This is a genomic window from Bacillus sp. ISL-77, from assembly GCF_018613105.1.
Genome location: NZ_JAGGQY010000018.1, coordinates 1 through 23,661 on the forward strand (window position 1 = coordinate 1; position 23,661 = coordinate 23,661).

29 protein-coding genes and 1 tRNA gene are annotated in these 23,661 nt (G+C 37.9%); 10 read left to right on the top strand and 20 right to left on the bottom strand.

Annotation, left to right across the window (positions count from 1 at the left end):
• Positions 1-64: 64 nt before the first annotated feature.
• Positions 65-1,108 carry a tyrosine-type recombinase/integrase gene (locus J7E77_RS06380; protein ID WP_251028005.1) on the bottom strand — a complete coding sequence of 348 codons (1,044 nt, stop codon included), beginning with the start codon at positions 1,106-1,108 and terminating at the stop codon, positions 65-67.
• 165 nt (positions 1,109-1,273) lie between these two features.
• Positions 1,274-1,346 (bottom strand) — tRNA-Val (locus J7E77_RS06385).
• A 174-nt stretch (positions 1,347-1,520) separates the two neighbouring features.
• On the opposite strand from J7E77_RS06385, the gene J7E77_RS06390 reads away from it, so the two are divergent.
• The 5 genes from J7E77_RS06390 (at position 1,521) to J7E77_RS06410 (ending at position 6,085) form a co-directional block, all read left to right on the top strand.
• Positions 1,521-1,745: a hypothetical protein gene (locus tag J7E77_RS06390; RefSeq protein ID WP_214713155.1), complete on the top strand. Its 225-nt coding sequence runs from the start codon at positions 1,521-1,523 to the stop codon at positions 1,743-1,745.
• 112 nt (positions 1,746-1,857) lie between these two features.
• The gene (locus J7E77_RS06395) at positions 1,858-2,580 is read left to right on the top strand and encodes an alpha/beta hydrolase (protein WP_214713156.1); all 723 of its coding nucleotides are present in this window, start codon (positions 1,858-1,860) and stop codon (positions 2,578-2,580) included.
• A gap of 124 nt (positions 2,581-2,704) precedes the next feature.
• Positions 2,705-3,217 carry a YjcG family protein gene (locus J7E77_RS06400; RefSeq protein WP_214713157.1) on the top strand — a complete coding sequence of 171 codons (513 nt, stop codon included), beginning with the start codon at positions 2,705-2,707 and terminating at the stop codon, positions 3,215-3,217.
• A gap of 5 nt (positions 3,218-3,222) precedes the next feature.
• The gene (locus tag J7E77_RS06405) at positions 3,223-3,645 is read left to right on the top strand and encodes a GNAT family N-acetyltransferase (RefSeq protein ID WP_214713158.1); all 423 of its coding nucleotides are present in this window, start codon (positions 3,223-3,225) and stop codon (positions 3,643-3,645) included.
• A 139-nt stretch (positions 3,646-3,784) separates the two neighbouring features.
• On the top strand, positions 3,785-6,085 hold the full coding sequence (locus J7E77_RS06410; protein WP_214713159.1) for a UvrD-helicase domain-containing protein: 2,301 nt from the start codon (positions 3,785-3,787) through the stop codon (positions 6,083-6,085).
• A 25-nt stretch (positions 6,086-6,110) separates the two neighbouring features.
• Here the strand turns inward: J7E77_RS06410 and spoVIF are convergent, their stop codons facing one another.
• The 8 genes from spoVIF to J7E77_RS06450 form a co-directional block, all read right to left on the bottom strand.
• Positions 6,111-6,365 carry a sporulation-specific transcription regulator SpoVIF gene (gene spoVIF, locus J7E77_RS06415; protein WP_168242522.1) on the bottom strand — a complete coding sequence of 85 codons (255 nt, stop codon included), beginning with the start codon at positions 6,363-6,365 and terminating at the stop codon, positions 6,111-6,113.
• 171 nt (positions 6,366-6,536) lie between these two features.
• Complete coding sequence (locus J7E77_RS06420) at positions 6,537-6,653, bottom strand: YjcZ family sporulation protein (protein WP_074432806.1); 117 nt, start codon at positions 6,651-6,653, stop codon at positions 6,537-6,539.
• 107 nt (positions 6,654-6,760) lie between these two features.
• Positions 6,761-7,117: a stage V sporulation protein AE gene (spoVAE, locus tag J7E77_RS06425; RefSeq protein WP_168242521.1), complete on the bottom strand. Its 357-nt coding sequence runs from the start codon at positions 7,115-7,117 to the stop codon at positions 6,761-6,763.
• Between the two features lie 4 nt (positions 7,118-7,121).
• Positions 7,122-8,147: a stage V sporulation protein AD gene (spoVAD, locus tag J7E77_RS06430; RefSeq protein WP_214713160.1), complete on the bottom strand. Its 1,026-nt coding sequence runs from the start codon at positions 8,145-8,147 to the stop codon at positions 7,122-7,124.
• Positions 8,148-8,627 carry a stage V sporulation protein AC gene (spoVAC, locus tag J7E77_RS06435; protein WP_088086095.1) on the bottom strand — a complete coding sequence of 160 codons (480 nt, stop codon included), beginning with the start codon at positions 8,625-8,627 and terminating at the stop codon, positions 8,148-8,150.
• 16 nt (positions 8,628-8,643) lie between these two features.
• Positions 8,644-9,114, bottom strand: coding sequence for a sporulation protein (locus J7E77_RS06440; RefSeq protein ID WP_214713161.1), 471 nt, complete (start codon positions 9,112-9,114; stop codon positions 8,644-8,646).
• A gap of 148 nt (positions 9,115-9,262) precedes the next feature.
• Entirely contained in the window at positions 9,263-9,424 is a 162-nt protein-coding gene (locus J7E77_RS06445) for a hypothetical protein (protein WP_214713162.1), read from the bottom strand.
• A gap of 82 nt (positions 9,425-9,506) precedes the next feature.
• Positions 9,507-9,863: a DUF1360 domain-containing protein gene (locus J7E77_RS06450; RefSeq protein ID WP_214713163.1), complete on the bottom strand. Its 357-nt coding sequence runs from the start codon at positions 9,861-9,863 to the stop codon at positions 9,507-9,509.
• 138 nt (positions 9,864-10,001) lie between these two features.
• On the opposite strand from J7E77_RS06450, the gene J7E77_RS06455 reads away from it, so the two are divergent.
• Positions 10,002-10,511 (top strand): CotY/CotZ family spore coat protein, encoded by a 510-nt coding sequence (locus J7E77_RS06455; protein WP_214713164.1) that lies wholly within the window; start codon positions 10,002-10,004, stop codon positions 10,509-10,511.
• Positions 10,512-10,554: 43 nt separating this feature from the next.
• Here J7E77_RS06455 and J7E77_RS06460 read toward each other — a convergent pair whose 3' ends face one another.
• The 3 genes from J7E77_RS06460 to J7E77_RS06470 all read right to left on the bottom strand — a co-directional run bounded on the left by J7E77_RS06460 (position 10,555) and on the right by J7E77_RS06470 (position 13,936).
• Positions 10,555-11,064 (bottom strand): CotO family spore coat protein, encoded by a 510-nt coding sequence (locus J7E77_RS06460; protein WP_214713165.1) that lies wholly within the window; start codon positions 11,062-11,064, stop codon positions 10,555-10,557.
• A 127-nt stretch (positions 11,065-11,191) separates the two neighbouring features.
• On the bottom strand, positions 11,192-11,962 hold the full coding sequence (gene fabI, locus J7E77_RS06465) for an enoyl-ACP reductase FabI (RefSeq protein ID WP_214713166.1): 771 nt from the start codon (positions 11,960-11,962) through the stop codon (positions 11,192-11,194).
• A gap of 114 nt (positions 11,963-12,076) precedes the next feature.
• Positions 12,077-13,936 (bottom strand): monovalent cation:proton antiporter family protein, encoded by a 1,860-nt coding sequence (locus J7E77_RS06470; RefSeq protein WP_214713167.1) that lies wholly within the window; start codon positions 13,934-13,936, stop codon positions 12,077-12,079.
• A gap of 94 nt (positions 13,937-14,030) precedes the next feature.
• Here J7E77_RS06470 and prpE point away from each other — a divergent pair, with 94 nt between their 5' ends.
• Positions 14,031-14,771 (top strand): bis(5'-nucleosyl)-tetraphosphatase PrpE, encoded by a 741-nt coding sequence (gene prpE, locus J7E77_RS06475; protein ID WP_214713168.1) that lies wholly within the window; start codon positions 14,031-14,033, stop codon positions 14,769-14,771.
• Between the two features lie 49 nt (positions 14,772-14,820).
• Here the strand turns inward: prpE and J7E77_RS06480 are convergent, their stop codons facing one another.
• Genes J7E77_RS06480 through J7E77_RS06495 form a run of 4 tightly spaced genes read right to left on the bottom strand, consistent with a single transcriptional unit; the run spans position 14,821 to position 17,616 of the window.
• Positions 14,821-15,726 carry an RluA family pseudouridine synthase gene (locus J7E77_RS06480; protein WP_214713169.1) on the bottom strand — a complete coding sequence of 302 codons (906 nt, stop codon included), beginning with the start codon at positions 15,724-15,726 and terminating at the stop codon, positions 14,821-14,823.
• 18 nt (positions 15,727-15,744) lie between these two features.
• Positions 15,745-16,539, bottom strand: coding sequence for an NAD kinase (locus tag J7E77_RS06485; RefSeq protein WP_168242509.1), 795 nt, complete (start codon positions 16,537-16,539; stop codon positions 15,745-15,747).
• A gap of 53 nt (positions 16,540-16,592) precedes the next feature.
• Positions 16,593-17,231: a GTP diphosphokinase gene (yjbM, locus tag J7E77_RS06490; protein WP_098932878.1), complete on the bottom strand. Its 639-nt coding sequence runs from the start codon at positions 17,229-17,231 to the stop codon at positions 16,593-16,595.
• A 19-nt stretch (positions 17,232-17,250) separates the two neighbouring features.
• Positions 17,251-17,616, bottom strand: coding sequence for a UPF0738 family protein (locus tag J7E77_RS06495; protein WP_214713170.1), 366 nt, complete (start codon positions 17,614-17,616; stop codon positions 17,251-17,253).
• A gap of 120 nt (positions 17,617-17,736) precedes the next feature.
• Here J7E77_RS06495 and J7E77_RS06500 point away from each other — a divergent pair, with 120 nt between their 5' ends.
• The 3 genes from J7E77_RS06500 to J7E77_RS06510 all read left to right on the top strand — a co-directional run bounded on the left by J7E77_RS06500 (position 17,737) and on the right by J7E77_RS06510 (position 19,803).
• A complete protein-coding gene (locus tag J7E77_RS06500) occupies positions 17,737-18,327 on the top strand; it encodes a CYTH domain-containing protein (protein ID WP_214713171.1) in 591 nt (196 codons plus the stop codon).
• Between the two features lie 206 nt (positions 18,328-18,533).
• Positions 18,534-18,941: a globin domain-containing protein gene (locus tag J7E77_RS06505; RefSeq protein WP_214713172.1), complete on the top strand. Its 408-nt coding sequence runs from the start codon at positions 18,534-18,536 to the stop codon at positions 18,939-18,941.
• Positions 18,934-19,803, top strand: coding sequence for a ClpXP adapter SpxH family protein (locus J7E77_RS06510; RefSeq protein ID WP_308160443.1), 870 nt, complete (start codon positions 18,934-18,936; stop codon positions 19,801-19,803). Before J7E77_RS06505 ends, J7E77_RS06510 begins: the two co-directional genes overlap by 8 nt.
• 624 nt (positions 19,804-20,427) lie before the next feature.
• Here the strand turns inward: J7E77_RS06510 and pepF are convergent.
• The 3 genes from pepF to J7E77_RS06525 form a co-directional block, all read right to left on the bottom strand.
• Positions 20,428-22,251, bottom strand: a complete 1,824-nt coding sequence (gene pepF, locus J7E77_RS06515) for an oligoendopeptidase F (RefSeq protein ID WP_214713173.1) — start codon at positions 22,249-22,251, stop codon at positions 20,428-20,430.
• Positions 22,252-22,396: 145 nt separating this feature from the next.
• Positions 22,397-22,921, bottom strand: a complete 525-nt coding sequence (locus J7E77_RS06520; protein ID WP_214713174.1) for a hypothetical protein — start codon at positions 22,919-22,921, stop codon at positions 22,397-22,399.
• Positions 22,922-22,947: 26 nt separating this feature from the next.
• Positions 22,948-23,592, bottom strand: a complete 645-nt coding sequence (locus J7E77_RS06525) for a competence protein CoiA (RefSeq protein WP_214713175.1) — start codon at positions 23,590-23,592, stop codon at positions 22,948-22,950.
• Positions 23,593-23,661 lie beyond the last annotated feature (69 nt).

The window sequence follows — 23,661 nt, forward strand, 5'->3', positions numbered from 1 at the left end:
ATGCTAACCTGCCCCGTTAGTTGAACAAGAAATAAAAACGCCACCGGTTAAGGTGACGCAATGGTTATCGTTTAATCTTCCGAGGCTTATTCAGTTTGCCAGTAATCTGATTCATCGCGGAATACTTTTCGTGCTGATTAATTAACGATTCCTTCGATAAGTGCGTATAACGCAATACAACTCGCAAGTCCGCATGTCCCAACAATAACTGTAAGTGCCGTATATCTCCGCCTGACTCCAGGAACATAGTCGCTGATGTATGACGGAATAAATGCGGATGAACATTCTTAGTAATTTTGGCTTTCTTTGCGTAACCATTTAATCTTTTGCGGAAATGATCCCGCGTTAATGGTTCACCGTAATTTGAAAGAAAAATATAATCGCTGTCAAAGTCCGCCCTATTCTCCGAAATTAATTCCTTCAATAAGCGGGCCGTCACTGATTGAATCGGAATAGTTCTCGCCTTTCTACTCTTCGCAATACTGGCCGGTATTGTGACCGTTCTGGTAGCGAAATCAATATCTGAATATTTAAGGCCCAACGTTTCACTAATTCGAGTCATTCCGTCAATAAGGAAGTGCATCAATACATAATCGCGAAACTCTGCATAATGACGCTGATTAGGCACGTTGAGCAGCCGTTTTAATTCATCTGCATTTAGAATAACGATTTCTTCTTCGGGCTCGCTAACGTTCTTGACACCTTCCATCGGATTGCTGTCGATTAGTCCTTCGTCTAGCAAACACTTAAACATGACACGCAAAGTCTTGAGACGCGTATTGATCGTAGATGGCGACAGTCCTACCGTCATCGATTCCTCAGGCTTAAACTTATGATCCTCGAATTTAACCCATTTCTCACGCATATAAACGATGTAGTCACGTATGGTATCCTTCGATATCTCCTTAAATGATCGCTTGATATCGTGCCGATTAAGATACTCGATAAAATATCCGTAATTATCTTCGTATTGATTCAGAGTTCCCTCCGCACGTCCCTCCGCCTTTTTAATCGCCTTGAATGATTGGAATAAAGAATCGAGGTTATGCGCTGTTTTCCGTGTTGTCCTAGCGGTTTTAACACGTTTGCCTGTCCGTTTATCTGCCAAAATAAAAACGCCTCCTGTTCGGTTAAGTCAACGGAACAAAAGACGCATAAACCCAGCGCTACCCTGTCGAAAATAGGAGCGCTACCCTGCGATTAAGTCAACGCATAAGTCATCGTAAATAAAAAACGGTAGAACACCGTTATATCAACGTTTCTACCGTCCGAATGACCTGTGAGGGGTTCGAACCCCCGACCTCAACCCTGTCAAGGTTGCGCTCTCCCAGCTGAGCTAACAGATCTCTTATTAAGCTACAAATCTAATTATAATAAAAAAGCTAAAAATGTCAATAACTTTAATACTTTTTCCTCTAAAAAGATTTTTCGATAAATAGAACACTAGTTCTTATTTTTGTTGAATAAAGAACTTACGTTCGGTTATAATAATATTATCAAGAAGGAGAGGTGAGATTTAAATGGATGGGCTTTTTATCCGTTCAATCGAGGAAAATATTCCATTAGAAATGATTTATTTAGCCAACAACCAAGAACTTTCACAACGGAAATTGATTGTGAAGGAAGTTCACGACGAATACATTCGTGCGTATTGTTTGCTGCGCAAACAAATGCGCACCTTTAAACGGGAAAATATATTATCGATTATGCCTGAATCTCGCACCAAACAACGCTACCTTCACTAATCCTTCTTACCTACATTCACATATCATTCTTCCCTACTATCATTAAAAGCATTTCCACTTTAGTTTTGTTATAATGCAGAGGTAAAGATCGAATTATTGGGGGAATAATTGCATGAAATTTCCAAAAGGCACAATGAAAGAACTTACCTTTCACAGCAGGGAGCTTGGAGAAGATTTACAGCTTCTCGTTTATCTGCCTGCAAATTTCTCACCGTTATATAAGTATTCGCTGCTAATCGCCCAGGATGGCAGGGATTATTTTCAACTTGGCAGAATTGGCCGATTAACAGACGAGTATCTTTTTGAAAAGGAAATTGAAAATTTAATTATTGTTGGGGTACCCTATAAGAATGTAGAAGAACGCCGCAGAAAATACCATCCTGAAGGCGAACAGAATCAGCAATACATTCGCTTTCTTGCCCATGAATTAGTTCCGTATTTAGATCAAGAGCTTCCAACTTATCAAATGGGCTTGACCAGAGCGCTTATAGGAGATTCTCTGGGCGCAACTGTTTCGTTAATGGCTGCCCTTCAATATCCTCATACATTTGGAAAAGTCCTTCTACAATCTCCATATGTGGATGAAAATGTATTGAATTCGGTCCAGAACTTCACGGATGGACAGCTTTTACAACTCTATCACGTGATAGGTGAACAAGAAACTGAAGTTCAGACAACAAATGGCAAAAATGAAGATTTCCTGACCCCTAACCGGAAGCTTTCAAAAATAATTTCAGAAAAACCCATTACATATTTTTATGAAGAATTTAACGGAAATCATACTTGGACCTACTGGCAGCCAGATTTAAGACGGGCTCTTAAAATGCTATTTTAATCTTATTAGAATATACATCAAGATAAGTCGTTTAATATTTTTTGAAAATTTGCTATAATATCAGGAAGGTTAATTTTTTGTTTTATTTTAAAAAAGGTCAGTTCATCAAAACGGAGGTATACGTATGAAATTTGGAGTTGTTATTTTTCCATCAAAAAAACTACAGGATTTAGCTAATTCCTATCGAAAACGTTATGACCCGCATTATGCTTTAATTACACCTCACCTAACATTGAAAACTGGATTTGAAGCGTCTGAAGAAGAAGCTAAGGAATACGCTGAAAAGTTACGGAGAGTAGCTGCTAGCCATAAAGCATTCACATTAAAGACTTCAAAAATCAGCTCTTTTCAGCCTGTAAATAATGTTATATATTTCAAGGTGGACAAGACCGATGAACTATCTGCCTTGCATAATGAAGTCAATCAAGAATTTACGGAGCAAAACTTAGAATATGTATTTGTTCCTCATATCACAATTGGTCAAAATCTTTCTAATGATGAGCATTCTGATGTATTTGGATCACTGCGCATGACTAAGATTAATCATGAAGAAACGGTTGACCGCTTCCATCTACTTTATCAATTAGAAAATGGTTCCTGGACCGTTTATGAAACATTTCGTCTTGGAAAGGAATAGTTTAAGTGACAGTCAAGATTGTAGAAAATCAAAAAGAACTTGAAGATGCCTATTCAGTTAGGAAAATCGTTTTCGTTGACGAACAAAATGTCCCTCTCGAAGAGGAAATCGACGCCTACGAGGACGAGGCAGAACACTTTGTCATGTACGATGAAGGTTCTCCAATTGCTGCTGGTCGATTTCGTTTTGTTGATGGCTATGGAAAAGTTGAGCGAATCTGTGTATTGAAAAACGCAAGGAAAATTGGTGCAGGAAAAGTGATTATGAATGCAATCGAGAACTATGCGCTTCAAAAAGATATTCATAAATTAAAGCTTAATGCTCAAACACAGGCGATTCCCTTTTATGCAGGACTTGGTTATGAGATTGTCTCAGAGGAATTTATGGATGCTGGAATTCCTCATAAAACGATGGTAAAAGAAATATAAACTAGGGAAGCACTTGGCGCTTTATGCGGTAAGTGCTTTTTTGGTAATTCCACCAATATCGATGACCCCCTTTTAGTTAACCTCAGGTTTTGATATGATAGAATATGTCTTGATTTTTGGATATAGAGGGTAAAAAATTATGAAAACAGCAATTTATCAAAATCAGAATATTGTCCTTGAACAATTAAGCAGGGATCAATATCAAAAAATATTTCTCGCCGGAAAAAATGGTCAACTGAGCTGCCCTGTATGCAAAGGGAACGTTCGATTGTTTTTAGGAATTCAGATGGACCCCCATTTTTTCCATACACATTCACCTGAAATACATTGCCCAGAACCCACTGTAATAATGGAAAAAGTAGATTCACAACAATCTTCCGAAGTGAACGGATTTAACATCCCAAAGGGTAGAACCATTACACAGACCCCGCAAAGCGTGGATCTTTTCAAAAAGTCCATAAATATTGAATATACAGTTGCGTTTAAACAGACAAGAAGTGACAAACATGAGGAGCACTCACCTTATTTACAGCAACTTGCAGACAGTGGAGTTGTTCTTGATGGAAGTCAGGCTGCTGCTGTCATGGAGACTGAAGGCTCCTTATTAGTCCTTGCTGGTGCAGGGAGTGGCAAAACTCGGGTCTTAACAGCACGAACAGCGTTTATGCTAGATGACAAACACATCGACCCAAGGACAATCATGCTCGTTACATTCACGTCAAAAGCTGCTGCTGAAATGAAGAACCGTCTGCTTTCCTATCCGCAAATGAAACGAGATAAAATCAATCACCTTGTTACCGGAACCTTTCATAGTATTTTTTATCGCATTCTGATGTTCCATGATTCAATTAATTGGTCTTCAAATATGCTCCTAAAAAAAGAATGGCAGCGAGACAAAATCCTGAAGGAAGCTGGCAAAGAACTCGACTTGTCCGAAAAAGAATTTGCCTATGATTTAGCCCTTCAGCAAATCGGGTTATGGAAAAACTCTCTGCTGATGCCAGATGAAGTAAAGCCCACCACCGAATGGGAAGAAAAAGCAGTCTTTTTATATAAAAGATATGAAGACTATAAGAAAAAAGAAGGTCTGTTTGATTTTGACGATATGCTAATTGGCTGCTATCAACTGTTTGCCACCACCCCTTCCCTGCTTGAACAATATCAAAATCGGTTTCATTATTTTTTAATTGACGAGTTTCAGGATATTAATAAGGTCCAGTATGAGCTGATCAAACTTTTATCCAGAAAACACAAAAATGTTTGTGCCGTTGGCGACGATGATCAAGCGATCTATTCGTTTCGGGGTAGTGACCCAAGCTATTTGCTAGAATTTGAAAAAGATTTTCCATATGCCAAAATGGTCACACTTGATCAAAATTATCGATCATCTCATGAAATTGTTTCGGCTGCTAATCAAATGATTGCAGCTAATAAAGTAAGAAGAACAAAGAAAATGATAGCGCAGTTTTCATCAGAAAAACTCCCACAGTTATTTTTTCCCTATGATGAAGAGGAAGAAGCAACAATGATTGTTACCGATATACAGGAGAGGATTTCACTTGGTGCAAATCCTTCAGACTTTGCCATTCTTTATCGGACCAATGCAGGTTCTCGCGCGGTGTTTGAAAGACTGGCTGGCTCCAACCTTCCTTTTAAAATCGATTTGGATGCAGAGGCTTTTTACGAACGCTATATTGTGAGAAGCGCCCTTGCATTTCTAAAGGTGAGTTTAAATGAGGATGACCCGCAAGCAATGTCAGACATTTTACCATTATTATTTTTAAAGCAGGCAGTCCTAAAGGAATTAAAAGCACAAAGTATCCTAAAAGACTGCAGTCTTCTTGAGGCACTCGCACACTTAACGACAGCCCATGCATTTCAGGAAAAGAAATTAAAAAAAGCTGTCACGATTATTCGAGGGTTAAAGCATTCTTCACCTCACTCTGCGATTGAAAAGGTCGAGAAAGATATTGGCTTTCTTGATTTTCTAAAAAAACGCGGAAATGAATCGAATAAACTTGAAAAAGGATCGGACGATCTTAAGGATTTAAAGGTGGCTGCAAAAAGTTTCGACAAAATTCAAGCGTTTCTAGCTCATTCCGAGCATATGTCGGCGATGAATAAAGAAATCAAAAATTTAAGTAAACATTTTCATGAAGCAATCAGCCTAAGTACAATCCACCGCTCAAAAGGCCTTGAATACAAAACCGTTTATATGATCGGCGCAGTCGATGGCAGCCTTCCGCATGATTTTGCCCTGGAAGCCTATCGAAATGGTGACTTTACTGCACTCGAAGAAGAAAGAAGACTATTTTACGTGGCGATGACTCGTGCTAAGGAGCAGCTGTTTATTTCTATTCCGCAAAATAGACGAGGGAAAAAAGCAAATCGCTCAAGGTTCCTAGTTCCTCTTACTAAAAAGAAGAAGACCGATTCCTAAAACTTAGGAAAGTGGTCTTCTTCTTTTACTTTTTATTGATCATATTCGAAATTGTATTAAGGTCAAGCTGCTTTCCATCGTTAACGATTGATTTTACAATTTGATCTTCCATTTCTTTATTTACCGGTTTATTGGCAATTTGAGAAACTCGACGAATCACATTACGGACTGTTTTTTCATCTTTAAAATTCGCATTTTGTAATGAATTGGCTAAATCTAAGATATCTTTCATATTAACGCCCGTTTTCTTTTCAATGTTTTTAAAAAATCCATTATCCATGGTAAAAGATCACGCTCCTTCATAAACTACTTTATTGTATGAAGGAAAGGGAAAATGGTGAATTAAATAGGAAAAGCGTACGCGCCCTTAGGCGCATACGCTAGACAAGTAAAGAAAGGGCTGGCCACTTTTTTTGGCCAACCCCTTCCATTAATACAAGCTTACTGTTTATTAATAGAAGCTTGCACCAACAATGATTAAAAGAATGAATAATACGACGATTAATACAAAAGTTGAACCGCCGCCGTACCCACCACCGTAGCCGTAGCCGCCATATCCAAAGCACATAGAATGTCACCTCACTTCTGTAATCTCATTAATAACATATGAAATTACTTTATACTGTGTGTAGGCGCGACATCTATTTCAGTAATTTGGTTTTAAAAATGATTAATTTACCCTTTAGGTTTAAAAATTAGTGCACCAATAAAACCGAAAATAATCGCTGCAGAGATACCGGAACTTGTCACTTGGAACATACCGGTCAGTACTCCTATCAGCCCATGTTTCTCTGCATCCTGAAGTGCCCCATGGACTAATGAATTTCCAAAACTGGTAATTGGAATGGTAGCACCTGCCCCTGCAAAGTCAACTAGGGGCTCATAAAGTCCAAAACCATCTAATATAGCTCCAATGACAACGAGCAAACTTAGTGTATGACCGGGTGTAAGCTTGGCAACATCAAATAAAAGCTGCCCTAGAACACAGATTAGCCCACCAATAACAAATGCCCAGAAAAACATCGCTAGCATAGGATCACCCCTTATCTCCATTCATTTCAATGGCAACAGCATGTGCAATACATGGTATTGATTCATTTTGCTGAAAGCTGAGCGGGGATAGCAGAGCCCCCGTCGCAACTACTAAGATTCGTTTATATGTACCTTTTTTCATTTGGTTCAGTAAATGCCCATACAAGGCTGTGGCTGAGCATCCCGCACCGCTTCCCCCCGATTGTACAGGCTGATCATCCTTATACATTAATAAACCACAATCCTGAAATTGTTTTCGTTCTAATTGAAGTCCACTCTTATTGATTAACTCGAAAGCTGTATCATGACCAACTCGGCCGAGGTCCCCAGTGACAATCAAGTCATAATATGAGGGTTCTATTTGAAGATCGCGGAAATGGGCCATAATTGTATCAGCTGCTGCTGGTGCCATCGCGCCTCCCATATTAAACGGATCGGTTAATCCCATATCGATGACTTTTCCAATCGTTGCCGAAGTTGTTACTGGATGCATCTTTCCAGATTCATTTGGTTGCACAAGTGCTACTCCAGCACCTGTTACCGTCCATTGTGCAGTCGGAGGCTTTTGACCTCCATACTCTGTTGGGTATCGAAACTGTTTTTCGACTGCTGCATTATGACTTGAAGCACCCGTAAGCACGTATTTTGCCCCTTGGTAATTTACCACAAAAGAGGCTAAGGCCAGCCCTTCCATGGACGTTGAGCAAGCCCCAAACAGACCAAAGTATGGAATCTGCATTGTCCTTGCCGCAAAACTGGTTGGCGTAATTTGATTAATTAAGTCTCCAGCAAATAAAAATTGAATCTGCTCTTTCTCAACATTCCCTTTTTGTAAAGCTGTTTTAATTGCTTCTTCTAATAGTAAACGATGGGCTTTTTCATAAGACTCCTTTCCCATCCATAAGTCTTCATATAATAAATCGAAATCATTGGCTAAATTTCCATTGGCTTCAAATGGTCCACCAGTAACCCCGGTAGCAGTGATCATTGGCCGATTTGTAAATATCCAAGATTGGTGCCCTTTTAGCAATTACAAAACCCCCCAAATCACTAACAGCGTTTTAACAAGCGCCACAACAAAAGCTGAGAAAACACCGAAGAGTACTACCGATCCAGCTAGCTTGAACATATTTCCACCCACACCTAAAACAAAGCCTTCCGTTCGATGTTCGATACATGCCGAGATTACGGCATTACCAAAGCCGGTAACAGGCACAGCACTTCCTGCACCAGCAAATTGTCCTAGACGATCGTAAATTCCGAATCCAGTGAGTAACATTGATAAAAAGACCATTGTTGCCACGGTCGGATTTCCTACACTCTGTTCGGTAAAATCAAAAAAGTAAATATAAAAGTAACTGATGGCTTGGCCGACAACACAAATAAGTCCACCAACAAAAAATGCCTTCATACAATTCTTCAAAACAGGCCTTTTAATTTCATGCTTCTGCTGAAGCTGTTGATAGTTGCGCTGCTGAGGCGTCATGTTCTTCTGCTTACTGGTTGCCATCTTCATTCTTCCTTTCTTACTTCATATCTTTCGTCATTTTAACGATGTCGTTAAAGCGCTTTTCAGCCCTTTGATGAGAAAATTTAGAGGAGGTTTTCATTCTCTCATCAAGTCTCACTGCTTCAAGGAAAATTTTGTAGTCACTTGAAATGGTAAAGTTATCATTGGGATATTTTTCTTCAAGCATTTTGTTGATGTTTTTTTCAATTTTTTTCATTCTAAAACGATGCAAGTGCTTAACCTTATATACCACTAGTGTATCTTTTTTCCCTTTTATAACGGCCACATCATATAATTCTGGAAACGCGCTTACATCATGCTCAATTTCTTTTACATGATTTTTACTTATGTTTTTCCCGGTTACGATCGGATTAGGATTCGTTGTTTTCATTAGGGCTATTTGACTATCCTTAACCTGTGGATTTTGACTACAGGAGGAGAGTAATAATAAACAAGCGAATAATACCCAATGATGAATAGCTTTCATTTGATTCCCATCCCTTATTCCGTTTTTTAACCATCACTATAGGTAGTTTTTTCGATATTGTCTAAAATTATGACTAGTTACGAGTAATTTATATATTTTCCTTCGTAAAACAAAAAAACTGCCAGTCAATCTGGCAGTCCCCTTAAGCCTATTTAGAAGTTTTTTTTCCGCACCCACAACCTGAACCTTTTTGCTTTATGGATTTTGACGGTTGATACGTGTGAGTTGATTGTGTTGTTTCTATATCTTGTGTCGTTTCTGTACCTTGTGTTGTGTTTGTATATTGGTTTCTCCTTTTTTTCTGACTCATTAATTCTCTCTCCCTTGCTATCAATTCATTCCTACTTGTATTAGAATATGACCAAGATGTAGGTCTTGTCTCAGCAAACACCTTATTTTTCGATAAAATACTGTACAATTGACTCCAATATTGATGCAATGCCAGCAACCGCTAAAATTAATATAATAGGGTAGGAAACGATTGGATATAGAAGTGATATACTGACAACTCCTACAGAAGTCCATATCCCTGTACACCAATAACAGCTAAGAAGTTCACCGAGGAACTTTTTGACCCCTTTTTCCTTTGGTAAATAATAAACCTCGATTTCACCATACTCATCTACTTCTTTGATTTCATTGAAAAAAGGCTCCCGAATAAATTCGGTTATTTTATCAAAAACAAATAATCTTGTTAGCCTAAAAGACGCAAGTGATAGAATAATCAGGTTTAATAAAGTTATTTTCATGTTGTGTTTCCTTTCTTCCTTTCATAGACATTTTTGTCGCCTAATTTACTCAAACAAGGCTATTGCCCGTTACCCAAAAGTGCTCTGTGAAATATGTTAATAATGTAAGATATATATCGGATTAAGGAGGAAAAATAAATGGGTTGTGGAAATGATCATGATTTTCATAAAGGTAATTGTGTTTGCGAAGTCGTTCGTGCAATTAAGGATATCCAAGATAATGCTGTAGAAGAAGATGAATGTCCTGAATGTTCCAGTTGCTTCAATGAGCCACTAGGTACATTGGTATCACCAGCAAGGAGAGATCCAGTTGATACTCGTGTATTTGTTTTAAGTACTGCGGATGGTTCACCATTCCACGCTTTCTTTAGTAACGAAAACAATGCATGTGTATCCATCTACTTCCGTGTCGAAGATGTATTTGATAACTGCTGTGCTACACTTCGTGTATTAGTACCTGGTCGCCGTGAAGGTGGAACTTTCTGCCCAGTAAACTTAGTTTCAGGTGGAGATAAGTGTTGTATCAACCTCGATAAGGTTTGTCAGGTTGAACGTTTCCGCGCAAGTAACGATTGCATTACAGTTGACTTAAGATGCTTCTGCGCTGTTCAATGTATTGCGGATGTTAACTTAGGAATTTGCAACTAAAAATATTGCCAGTCGGTATAATCGGCTGGCTTTTTTGATGTCTCTATTTTTTGATTCCAATCAAGATAACCCCTTTAAGTGCATGGACTGGCACTGTATTAGTTGATTGATCATGAAATCGAATCGTTACTTCGTTTCCATCGTACACAGTTAGGTATCCCTGATAATTTTTTTCTTCGGTAATAAAAACGCATGGTGGAGGCGGAAGGACTTTTGGATAGTTGATTAAATAATCCAAACGTTCTTTAATATCCATTTCTTTAAAGGGTTTCACCCTGTTAAAGGGAGAACGCTGCCTTTCCTGAATCGATGTTGGTGATTTTGTTGCTGGATTATCTGATCTAGATACTTCCGTTCCTATTGGCTCTTGAACTATTTCCTTTTTTAAAAGAGAAATTTTCTTTTTGCTTTCAGCCTCTAACGGCATTTCTTTCTCAACCAGCTCTTCTTCTTCCTGTCTGCTCGTATAAATGTCCTGCATGTTAGTTGCAGGAGTCCTTGCAAACGGCTGGTGTATATAGAGTAATGGTCCTTTACTTTTCTTTTCCGACATGCTCTGTACCTCCATTTACGTAATCCTACACATTATATCTATGCTAGATGCCCATACTGGTTCATAAGAAAATAAGAAATTTACTGCATGAAAAAGGCCCGCAATGACTGCGGGCCTTTCTTCATTATTATAGGATATGGTAACCGGAATCAACGTGAATATTTTCGCCAGTAATTCCACGGGAAAGATCACTGAAAAGGAACAAAGCAGTGTCTCCAACTTCTTCTGGAGTGGTAGCTCTACGTAATGGAGCTTTTTCTTCAATTTCTTTTAAGATTGAATTAAAATCACTTATTCCTTTTGCTGATAATGTTCGAATTGGACCTGCAGAAATCGAGTTTACACGTATGTTATCTTTTCCAAGGTCTGCGGATAAGTAACGAACACTAGCATCTAGAGATGCTTTGGCTACACCCATAACATTATAGTTCGGGATTGCACGTTCTCCACCTAAGTACGTCAACGTGACAATGCTTCCACCCTCAACCATCAATCCTCGTGCTTCTTTCGCTACGGCTGTTAAGGAATATGAGCTGATATTATGAGCGAGCATGAAGCCCTCTCTAGTTGTGTTCATATACTCACCGCTTAGTTCTTCTTTATTTGCAAATGCGATGCAGTGTGCTACCCCATGAATTGCCCCAACTGAATCTTTGATTTCAGCAAAGCACTTCGCAACGTCTTCATCGCGTGTAACATCACACGGTAAAACAAGTGTCCCTTCAGTCTCTAACGAATTAGCAAGTTCACGAACACTGCTTTCTAATCTTTCACCTGCATAGGTAAAAATTAATCTTGCTCCTGCATTGTGCAATGAGCGGGCAATTCCCCATGCAATACTGCGTTTATTAGCAACACCCATTACTACATAAGTTTTTCCAGATAAAGAAAGATTCATATTGAAAAAGTCCTCCTACTATTACATGAGTTATTAGTACTTGGTACTAATTTTACACTAATTTACGAAAAATGAAAAGTTCAACACATCAAACAACACTTTTTCAATCAAATATTAACTGGTTTCGCAGAATTCTAACTCTCTTTTCAGTTCATCCACATATTCCTTCGATCCAGTTACAATCAAGCGGTCATTCATTTGCAGCTCTGTATCTCCATGTGGGACGATGGAATCCTTGCCACGGAAAATTCGGACAAATATGATATCTCCTGTAAAAGGAAATCTCCGTAAAGACATCCCATCAAATTGCCTATTTAGCATAACAATTTCATAAAGTCCTGTCTCCTGATTTGTTAATATATTTAACAAGGTTGGTGATTCAATTAAGGCCCGGAGCAATACTTTGGTTGACATAAACGCAGAAAACACTTCTATATTATGATCCCGTAAACTTTCCTCTAAATCAGGACTTTCTATTCGGGCAATGACCCTAGAAACTCCTTTTTCTTTCGAAGCTACAGAAAGTGTAGCATTTACTCTTTCATCACCTGTTGAAATCACTACAACTTCTGATTGAAAGACGTTTGTATTCTCCAACGTTTCAAGAGAATAATCAGGAATTTCAACTATGTCAAAAAGAGAATTAGCAATTTGCTTTTCTGATTTCTCCATTTGTGTATGATACAAGATTGGATCATACAAGCCTGACTTTAATTCTCGTGAGACGGGCAATGTGGTCTGATTGGCACCTAAGAATGCCACGCTTACCCTTTTATTAGCGACCACTTCTTTAGGGAATAACTTTTTAAAAACAATCGGTGTAATAATAGACGTAATTACAGCAACCAATATTAATGTGCCACTCATCTGCGGGGTTATGATTTCTAACCTCTCTCCTATTGTCGCCGCTGCAATGACTAGGGAAAGTGTTGAAGTGAGTAAAAAACCCGATGCAATGACTGTTTTCAACTCATACCAAATTTTCAAAATATACACGGGGATAAGTTTTGATAAAAGCAGCCCCAGTAATAGCAGCGGTATCAATAATAAGAGTTTTTTTTCATTAAAAAGGGACCAGATATCAAGATTTACCCCCACCATTACAAAAAAGATGGGAATCAAAAATCCATACCCGAATGAGTCTAGCTTATGTACAAGCTCTTGGTTCGGTGATAACAACGAAACAAGGACACCTGCTAGAAACGCTCCTAAGATATTTTCTGCACCCACTGTTTCAGAAAGCCCTACTAATACGATGATCAGTGTAAACACGGCCCTCGTCCCTATTTGAACGGTCCCCGTTGAAAGTGTTTCTATAAAGGTTCGATTTTTAAATCTTTTGCCAAGAAAATAAAGAACGATACCTGCGGCAAATAAAATAAGTAACAGCCACGTATTTCCATGCCCTGATTCATATAGCGATACAAAGACAGCAAGCAATATCATCGTCACTAAATCGGCTATAACCGCAACCAATAAGATAATTTGTCCGATGACGGTTTTCATCAGATGCGCCTCTTTCAAGGTAGGCACAACAACACCCAATGATATGGTCGAAATGATCAGTGTCATTAAAAAGGCATTCTCAATAAAACCTGCCATCACAAACAAAAAGGATAAACCCAGGGAGAAAATAAAGATACCTGCAAAGATTAGCCCCGCGACTACAAATGAATTGGGCTCTTTTTTTCCATTGGGAAGCTTTTTACGCAATTTCCTCCCAGCAAAGGCCGTAAAGTCAATCTCAAGTCCGCTTAAAAACATGAGAAAAATAAACCCTAAGGTCGATAGGGTTGAGAGCCACATATCTTCGTGAACCACATCAAAACCGCTTTTACCGATGACCAATCCCATAATAATTTCAGCGACGACCACAGGGATATAATTCAATTTAAACCGATGTAAAAGAATCGGTGTTAAAAATGCCATCGTAACAACAATTAATAAAGAAATAACTGAAACCTGCTGCTCCATTCGTGTAACTCCTCTCAAAAAAGTTTTAGATTAGAATCCTTTTTATAAAAACTAACTCTTAGGCAAAAAATATCGATATAAGGGAGTTGAATTTATGAAAATTGATATAATCGGTGATATTCATGGGTGTTTAACGGAATTAAAGGAACTTACCATTACACTTGGTTATAAATGGGAAAACGGTATCCCGAGACATCCCAATAATAGAGTACTGGGATTTCTCGGCGATTTAACAGACCGGGGACCTGCTTCACTTAACGTAATCGAAATTGTATGGCAGTTAGTCATTAAAGAAAAAACAGGCTATTATACACCAGGGAATCATTGTAATAAGTTATACCGTTTCTTCCTTGGCAACAAAGTTCAGATTGCCCACGGGTTAGAAACAACAGTTGCCGAATATGAATCATTATATAAAAAAGAGCAGCAATCCATTCGAAAAAAATTCACCGAACTTTATGAAAGGGCTCCATTATATTTAGTATTAGACAACAAAAAGCTTATTATTGCCCATGCAGGGATTAAGCAGGAATTTATCGGACAATCGCATGCTAAGGTCAAAGAATTTGTCCTTTACGGCGATATAACAGGTAAAAAACACCCTGACGGGTCACCGATAAGAAGAGATTGGGCCAAAGAGTATCACGGTGAAGCATGTATCGTTTACGGACATACTCCTGTGAATGAGCCAAGAATCATCAATAATACCTATAATATTGATACTGGGGCAGTCTTCGGAGGAAACCTAACCGCCTTAAGATATCCTGAAATGGAATTGGTTTCTATTAAATCTACTATGCCATATGTAGAGGAAAAATTTAAGCAATTTGATTGAAATTGAAAAAGCGGGATCGCACGCAAGCTCAAATTAAAAAGGCTGCCTCCTATAAAAGCGAGTCAGCCTCTAAAATTTCACCCATATCCCTCGGTAATGTTGCAGTAAAAATCATTTCCTCTCCTGAAAATGGATGAATAAATTTTATTCTTTTACAATGAAGAGCCTGCCTAGCAATTAATGATAGATCTCCCCCATACAAATCGTCACCCAGCAAAGGATGGTTTAAATAAGACATATGGACTCTAATTTGATGGGTTCGTCCGGTTTCAAGTGTGAGCTCCAAATAGGTAAATGCAATATGTTTCTCGATCACTTGATAATGAGTGCAGGCATATTGACCATCCGCACGAACTTCCCGCTCAATGATGCTGTCGCCTTTGCGGCCAATGGGCGCTGTAATCGTGCCACTATCTAGTGAAATCCTGCCTCCAGCAAAAGCTTCATATGTCCTTTTCACCTGCCCACCCCGTTGCATCAAACTGAACAAGTGATGGACATGGCGATGCTTAGCAATTAGAACAATCCCTGAAGTATCCCTGTCAAGCCGAGTTACTATGTGCGTTGTTGCCTGCAGCCCACTGCGCTGATAATAGCCTACAAGAGCATTTGCCAAGCTGTGTACGGGGTGTTCTCGAGACGGAATCGTATTCATTCCTGCGGGTTTATTAACAACCAACAAATACTTATCTTCATATAGAATCGTTAACGGGATTTCTTCGCCCTTTAGTCCCTCGCTAGGACTCTCCATGGGGAAAATAACCATTACTTCATCCCCAAATGCCAACCTGTATCGAACATTTACTTCTTCTCCATTTACTTGGATACTGCCGCCCTTGAACTTAATATCCGTTAAGGCCGTTCGAGAAATCTCTTCCTTTTTTAAAAATTCTCTTAAAAGTTTTCCACTATCGCTTTCACTAATTTTCCACTTCATTTGAAACGGGGAAGTCATAATAATGGCCCCTTCTCGTCAATCTGAAATAAAGGAATCATGAACTCTTTTCCAAAAAGGAAACGGCCGGAAACGGGCAAAGCGAATTTTTTCTTCTGGCACCCTAAATTGGATTGATTTTACATCCTTATGAAGCAAGGTCAGATGGTCGATGGTCACTTGAAAATCAGACCGATTTACCGGTTTAAGCATACATGTATGGTGTGCAGGGAGAATAAGCGGCGAGCCTATTGTTCTAAAGACTTTGTTATTTATCGATGCCATCTCAGCCACTTGGAGGGCAGAAATCGACGGATGGATAATCGCTCCGCCAAGTGCCTTATTATAGGCGGTACTACCCGAAGGTGTTGAAACGCATAAGCCGTCCCCACGGAACCGCTCGAAATGCTGTCCGCGGATTTCCACATCCATGACGAGTGTCCCCTCGACACTTTTAACAGTTGACTCATTTAAGGCAAGATACCTTGATTCCTTCCCTGCATGTGAGTAACGGATAATCACTTCTAACAATGGGTATTCCACGACTTGATAGGGTGTTTTAGCAATCGCAATCACTAGCTTTTCAATTTCATCTGGGATCCAATCTGCATAAAAGCCGAGATGGCCTGTGTGAATTCCTACAAAGGCTGTTTTATCCAAACGGCTACTATAGCGATGAAAGGCATAAAGGAGTGTCCCGTCACCACCAATGGAAACAACTATATCTGGTTGGTCCTCATCGTACACAAGATCAAAATCAAGTAAATAGGTCCTCATTTTGTGCATTAAAATATTTGATTTTTGATCTCCTTTTGATGTTATCGCAAATTTCATAGTATTTTTGCTCCTTGTGACTTGAATGGCTTTTCAAAAGACGGTTATGACAATTAATCCTTTTCTTCTTGTTTTAATTCTTTCTTTCTTGTAAAAAAGGCCTGAGCATCCTGAATTTCACCACGAATCAATGACATTTCCTCATCTAACCGAAATGCCGCTTCAGCTGCTCTTTGCAAACGCATTTGAATATCACTTGGAAAAACACCTTTATACTTATAGCTTAGCGTATGTTCAATTGTCGCCCAAAAATTCATTGCCAAAGTTCGTATTTGAATTTCCGCTAAGATTTTCTTTTCCCCATGTATCGTTTGAACGGGGTAGCTTATGACAACATGATAGGACCGGTACCCGCTTGTCTTTTTATGGGATATATAATCTCTATCCTCTACGATTTCAAAATCATTCCGGTTTCGTAATAAATCGACAACTGTATGAATGTCATCGACAAACTGACACATAATACGCATACCTGCAATATCTTGCATTTCTTCTTCCAATCTTTCTAGTGGTATTCCTTTCTGATTCGCTTTGTCAAGAATACTTGCGATTGGTTTAACTCTTCCCGTCACAAATTCAATCGGTGAATGAGTAGCATCGAGTTCAAATTGACCTCTCATCCCCTTTAATTTTACTTTTAATTCTGCAACAGCCTGTTTATATGGAGCTAAAAATTGGTCCCAATGCTTCATGATTTCACCTCAAAACAAATTATGTTAAGAAAATCCCCTCTACTTTTGTAACCAATTCTTTTCCATAATTACTATTACCTTTAATATTTGTTAAGAGATAATCCAATTCATCATGAAAATTTATTAGTTCTTTTTGCTCATCATCAAAGGTGACCCAGACAGGTAACTTTTTTTCCTGGGCATTTTTTAAAAGCGGCCAGATTTGTTCATGTAAAACGATATATGTATAATCATTTTTATCTTCCATTAAGTAAATGAAAGAGTATTGGGCAGAATCTACAAGAATCTGTTCCCCAGGAACCAATTCCAGAATTGGCTCATTTGTTTCTAACATTAGTTTATCTTCTTTTATGTATGCCTTTAGGATTGCAATATTTTTCTTCATCTCTTTACCTCCATTGTCCACCTACCTATTTTAGCATAATTCATCCATTTCTCCCAAGGATTGATGTTTAAGTTGGAAGTGAGATAATAAAGAAAACACTTAGTTGAAAGGAAGTTAGGCATGAAGCAAAATATTGAAATCGAATTTAAAAATATGCTAACAAGAATAGAATATGAAGGCCTCCTTAATAATTTCAAGATAGACAAAAACCAAATATTTTCACAAGAAAACCACTACTTTGATACACCTGATTTTGCTTTAAAAAGTAAAAACTCTGCACTAAGAATTCGTAAAAAGGGCGGGGCTTACGAAATGACCTTAAAACAGCCGGCATCTGTAGGGCTGCTAGAGACAAATCAGATAATAGGGGAAGAGGAAGCCTCTGCCGCAATTCACCATGGGAGACTTCCAACAGGGATCATTCAGCGTCTTATCGAAGACTACCAAATTTCTTTTTCAACTATTGAATATTTTGGATCATTAATTACGGAGCGAGTAGAATTCAATTACAAACAAGGCTTACTGGTATTGGACCATAGTATTTATCTAAGTGAAGAGGATTATGAATTAGAATATGAGGTTGAAAACTATCAGGTTGGAGAAAAAAATTTTCTTGAATTCCTTAAACAATTTAAGATTCCTACACGAAAAACAGAAAATAAAATCCGCCGTTTCTATAGCAAAAAATACGAACAAACGAACCGTGATTAAATTCTTTAAATTTGATAAAGGGAAGTTTCAATTTGGAGTTATTTCCAACATACTACTGCCTCTTTCTCCTATTAAGAATTGCTCACTTGGTACACATTAATAATGTGTTCAGAGTGACAAATTCACATTTTCAAAGCAATTAATTTGAGATATGAAATAGGCATTGTTAAAATAAATCTACATAATACTTTAGAGGAGTTGTCAACATGATTGAGAGAAAGCTTTCACCATTTGAATCCATTGGTGAAGATACATTACACCATCTTGTGGACACTTTTTATGGACTTGTTGCACAACATCCTGATCTTGCTCCAATATTCCCAAATCAATTTACAGAAATTGCTCGTAAACAAAAGCAATTCTTAACTCAATATTTAGGCGGCCCTGCATTGTATACAGAAGAACATGGCCATCCAATGATGCGTGCTCGCCATTTGCCATTTCCAGTTACTCCAAAACGTGCGAAAGCATGGTTATCTTGCATGACTCAAGCAATGGACAAAATTGGCTTAAATGGTCCAACAAGGGACGAATTTTATTCAAGACTTCATCTTACTGCCCAACACATGATTAACACGCCTGATGGTGAGGTATTAGGTGAAGATCGTGAATAGTTCAAGATCTTCTGGCTCCAAGCAGCAATGTGGCGGAAATGAGAAAAAGCCAATTGAGATTTATATGTTTATTGACCCATTATGCCCGGAATGTTGGGCATTAGAGCCCATTTTAAAGAAGCTTCAAATCGAATATGGTCGTTATTTTTCAATTAAGCATATTTTGAGTGGTCGATTAGCCGATTTAAATTTGAGTAAGAAAAAGAATTTTGAGAATCTCGCTCAAGTTTGGGAAAAGACTGCTAGCAGGTCAGGAATGTCATGTGATGGAAGCCTATGGTTAGAGAATCCCGTCGATTCCCCATTTACTGTTTCAATTGCTCTAAAAGCAGCTGAATTGCAAGGGAGACGTGCTGGTCTTCGTTTCCTACGAAGAATACAAGAAGGCTTGTTTTTAGAAAAACTAAATGTTTCTAATCTTGAAGTGTTAAAAGATTGCGCTAAAAGTTTAGGTTTGGATGTGGAGGAATTCATGTATGATATCCATTCCGAAAGTGCTGCGAAGGCCTTCCAATGTGATTTGAAGATCACATCTGAAATGGATGTACAAGAAATTCCTACGTTAGTATTCTTCAATGAAAATGTAGAGGATGAAGGAATTAAGATAACTGGTTCTTATCCATATGAGGTATATGTCCAAATTTTAGAGGAAATGCTCTCTGAAAAACCAGAGCAATCTCCCCCGCCTCCATTAGAAACGTTTATGAAATTTTTTAAATTTGTTGCCTCAAAGGAAATTGCCGTTGTTTATAATATGTCTATTTCGCAAATTGAACGGGAGATGAAGAAACTACTATTAAAGCAAGTGGTCGAACAAATCCCCGCTAAATATGGAACCTTTTGGAGATATATAGAGGAATAAGAAATGTCGGGATTAACCGGCATTTTTTTTGCTGTATTAAACTAGACAGTTGATTTCCGCTCCAGGCGCTTCGCTTTCCGCTCCAATCAACTTGACTATAAAAATAAACAATGACCTTTAACATAGGCTTTATATTAAAACTTAAAACGAAAATGCCTTGCAGTTTTTATACTGCAAGGCATTTTTCTATTATACGAACAAAGGGGATGGGAGAAATTTTTCACGGTTCAAACAAAGGGGTATATGTTTGTTGTGATCAACTTCACGTATATAATATAGCATGGGGTTAAAGATACTGACAATAAGTTTGTGCTTCAATTCACATAATTGTCAAAAATCATAATTTCCTGGAATGGACAATAGACATAATAGTACGAAGAATGAAAACTACTTTTTAAAAGGGTGGCCATGTTCGATGAGAAAATTCCCTTTCATTATTATGGTACTGTTTATTTTAATTGCTTTTTTTCTCCAAATACTCGCATTATTAAAGATCTTCCCTCTATTGCTTAGTACACCAATATTGTTTGTATCCATTTTTATTTTTATTTTTTATCTTAATGACAGAAAACGGTTTAGAGGATTTTAAAAGGGATGGATGCCAGCAGGCACCATCCCCTTTATTTATGCTTTTGATAACAATTGTTCTAATTCATTCAGTTTCTCTTCAAATACCTTACAAGCATTTTTGATTGGCTCTGCACTTGTCATATCTACACCAGCTTTTTTCAGCACCTCGATTGGATAATCTGAACTTCCCGAACTTAGAAAGTCAATGTATCTTTTGACTGCAGGCTCGCCCTCTTCTAAAATTTGCTTGCTTAATGCAGTGGCTGCACTAAAACCAGTTGCATACTGGTAAACATAATAATTGTAATAAAAATGAGGAATTCTTGCCCATTCTAATCCAATTTCCTCATCAATCACAATATCCTCATCACCGAAATATTTCTTATTTAATTCGTAATAGCTTTCCGTTAATGCATCCGCGGTTAATGCCTCATTATTTTGTGCCTTTTGATGGATGATGTGTTCAAATTCCGCAAACATAGTTTGACGGAACACGGTGCCTCTAAAGCCTTCTAAATAATGATTGAGTAAGTATATCCGTTTTTGTTCATCATCAATTGTCTTTAATAAATAATCATTTAGGAGTGCTTCATTACAGGTTGAAGCTACTTCTGCAACGAAAATAGAATAGTTACCGTAAGGATATGGTTGTGATTTCCGTGTATAGTAACTGTGAACAGAATGGCCAAATTCATGGGCAAGTGTAAATAAATTATTTACATTATCCTGCCAGTTCATTAGAATATACGGATGTGTACCGTATGCTCCTGAAGAATAGGCACCACTCCGCTTTCCTTTATTTTCATGCACATCAACCCAACGATTTTCAAAGCCCTCTGTTAATATTTTCGAATATTCCTCGCCTAATGGGGCTAACCCTTTAATGACTAAATCCTTAGCCTCATCGTATTTGATTTCCATTTTTACATCCTTCACAAGTGGAGTAAATAAATCGTACATATGAAGCTCATCAAGCCCAAGCACTTTTTTACGAAGCTTCACATAGCGATGTAACAAATGAAGATTATCGGTAACAGTATTTACAAGGTTATCATAAACGCTCTCCGGTATATTGTTAGCGGATAGGGCTGAATGTCTAGCTGAATCATATTTTCTTACTCGTGCATTAAAATTATCCTTTTTCACATTTCCACTTAATGTACTTGAAAATGTATTTTTAAATTCACCATACGTTTTATATACGGCTTTAAATGCATCTTTTCTTACCCTTGGATCTGAGCTTTCTAAAAAGCGAATATAACGGCCATGAGTAATTTCTACTTCTTCGCCATTTTCATCTTTGATAGATGGAAATTGAAGGTCGGCATTGTTTAACATTCCAAACGTATTGCTAGAAGCATCCATCACTTCACTCGCTTCAGCTAGCAATGCTTCCTGCTCCGCTGTTAGGACATGTGGTCTTTGCAAGTTAATTTCAGCTAGAGCATGCTCATATAATTTTAGTTCTGGTTTCTCATTTAAGAAGCTAGTTACTTTGCTCTCGTCTAGAGAGAGAACTTCTGGAACAATATAAGCCAACTGGCTGGCTGCTTGTGAATACAGATTTTTCATTCTGTCATCCAAGCCCTGGTAAAAAGAGTTCGTCGTGTCTTGGTCATAGCGCATATGTGAATATGTATAAAGCTTTCCAATTCGTTCTAACAGCTTGTCTTGGAACTGAAAAGCTTGATACAGTGTCTCTGCACTTTCCCCTAATTTTCCTTCGAATTCCTTAATCCCCGGGATTTGAACTTTTACCTCTTGAAACTCTTTTTCCCATTCCTGGTCACTCGAAAAAATATCTTCTAATTTCCATGTATCTTGTTCAGGGATTTCACTTCGTGCTGGCAGCGATTTTACTGCAGTTTCATTTGCCATCCTTCATCCTCCATTCTTTATTTGCCCTACTAAAAGAAATGATCATTACATTATATTCTCCTTATCTTTTCAAACTCCTTTTCACAATTGTCAGCTAGGAAACTATTTACACTTTTATATAGTATGCCTTTATAAATATTTTCATTTATTTATTTAATAGGATTCGCTGAAATTTTTGAAAAAATATCAACTTCGCTTCCTCTCTTTCTCGATTGGACTTTGGAATCGATATCTTCCGTTTCAATTGGTAACTAGTATCTCCTTTTCTTGATATAATACCCAATTGCTCTAACAGTAAAAGGTAATCGATAATGGCTAATAACGGATTAGTCTTTTCAAGCTGTGATAAATTTCTTACAACGATTTCTTTTTTCCTAATTCTCTTTTTTAAATGGCAGTTAATTTCATGAAGGGATATTAAATCATCGGGGCTTTTGGCGGCGATTATATCTATAAAAAAATACGTTTGCCAAATGATTGGTGGTGTTTGGAGAAGTAGTGAGTGATGGACGGGAAGACCAATTTCTGGCGGCAATAAGAAAAGATTAAGGTTTCTGTTATATATTTCATGGAAAAATGATTTATGCTGATTCCCTGGATGAAGAGCCCAATTCAGATTAAATTTTTCATTTTCACTATTCCAACTTGATAGATTAAACTGATTGCCCATCTTGGGTTCCAATAAATCACTTATGTCTATTTTTTTATAGGATAAAAGGAATGATTGGCGAAGGCATTTTTTGTGGAATAAGGAGTGATTGATTCAACCAAATGAAATTGCTGTTTTTCGGGGCAATATGATGGTATATAGAACTTTCCAGAAGAAGTGGTCCGTAAAAATAAGTACTGAAAGTTTGACAATACAACGATATTTCTCTTTTTAATGAGTATTTTGTTGCTAGAAAGAATCCATAGTGGAATGTACCCATTCTGAAGATATGAATTCGTCCGCTTAATAAAAATGCTCTCTGGAATGGTTGAGCATTGATACTCTAACGCGTATTTCTTTCCATTATGATTGAACATGATATCTGGTCGCTGTTGAATTTCCCTATCAAAGTACTCTAAAACGGAAGGAATCTTTTGTCTTATCAGCCACTGAAATAGTTGACGCTTTCCCTCCATGTGGTAATTCGATTCGTTTTCATAAAAATCACGGCAAGCTCCCCCCTGCTTATGGGCAAAATGAAAAATCCGCTGATCTCCTAACTTAAGCAAAACACTTTCCCCACAAATAGGGCAAAAAAATTCTTCTTTGTTACGAAGGGCCATAAGAGTCTCTTTTTTGTAATCAAGCCCTAGACAGATTTTTTCACCAATTTTTGTTTGTGCTGTTAACAATTATTTCTCGCCTCCTTCATCTATCATAATTCGCTATTATTATCATTAATTCCTTTTAATAGCAAAAAA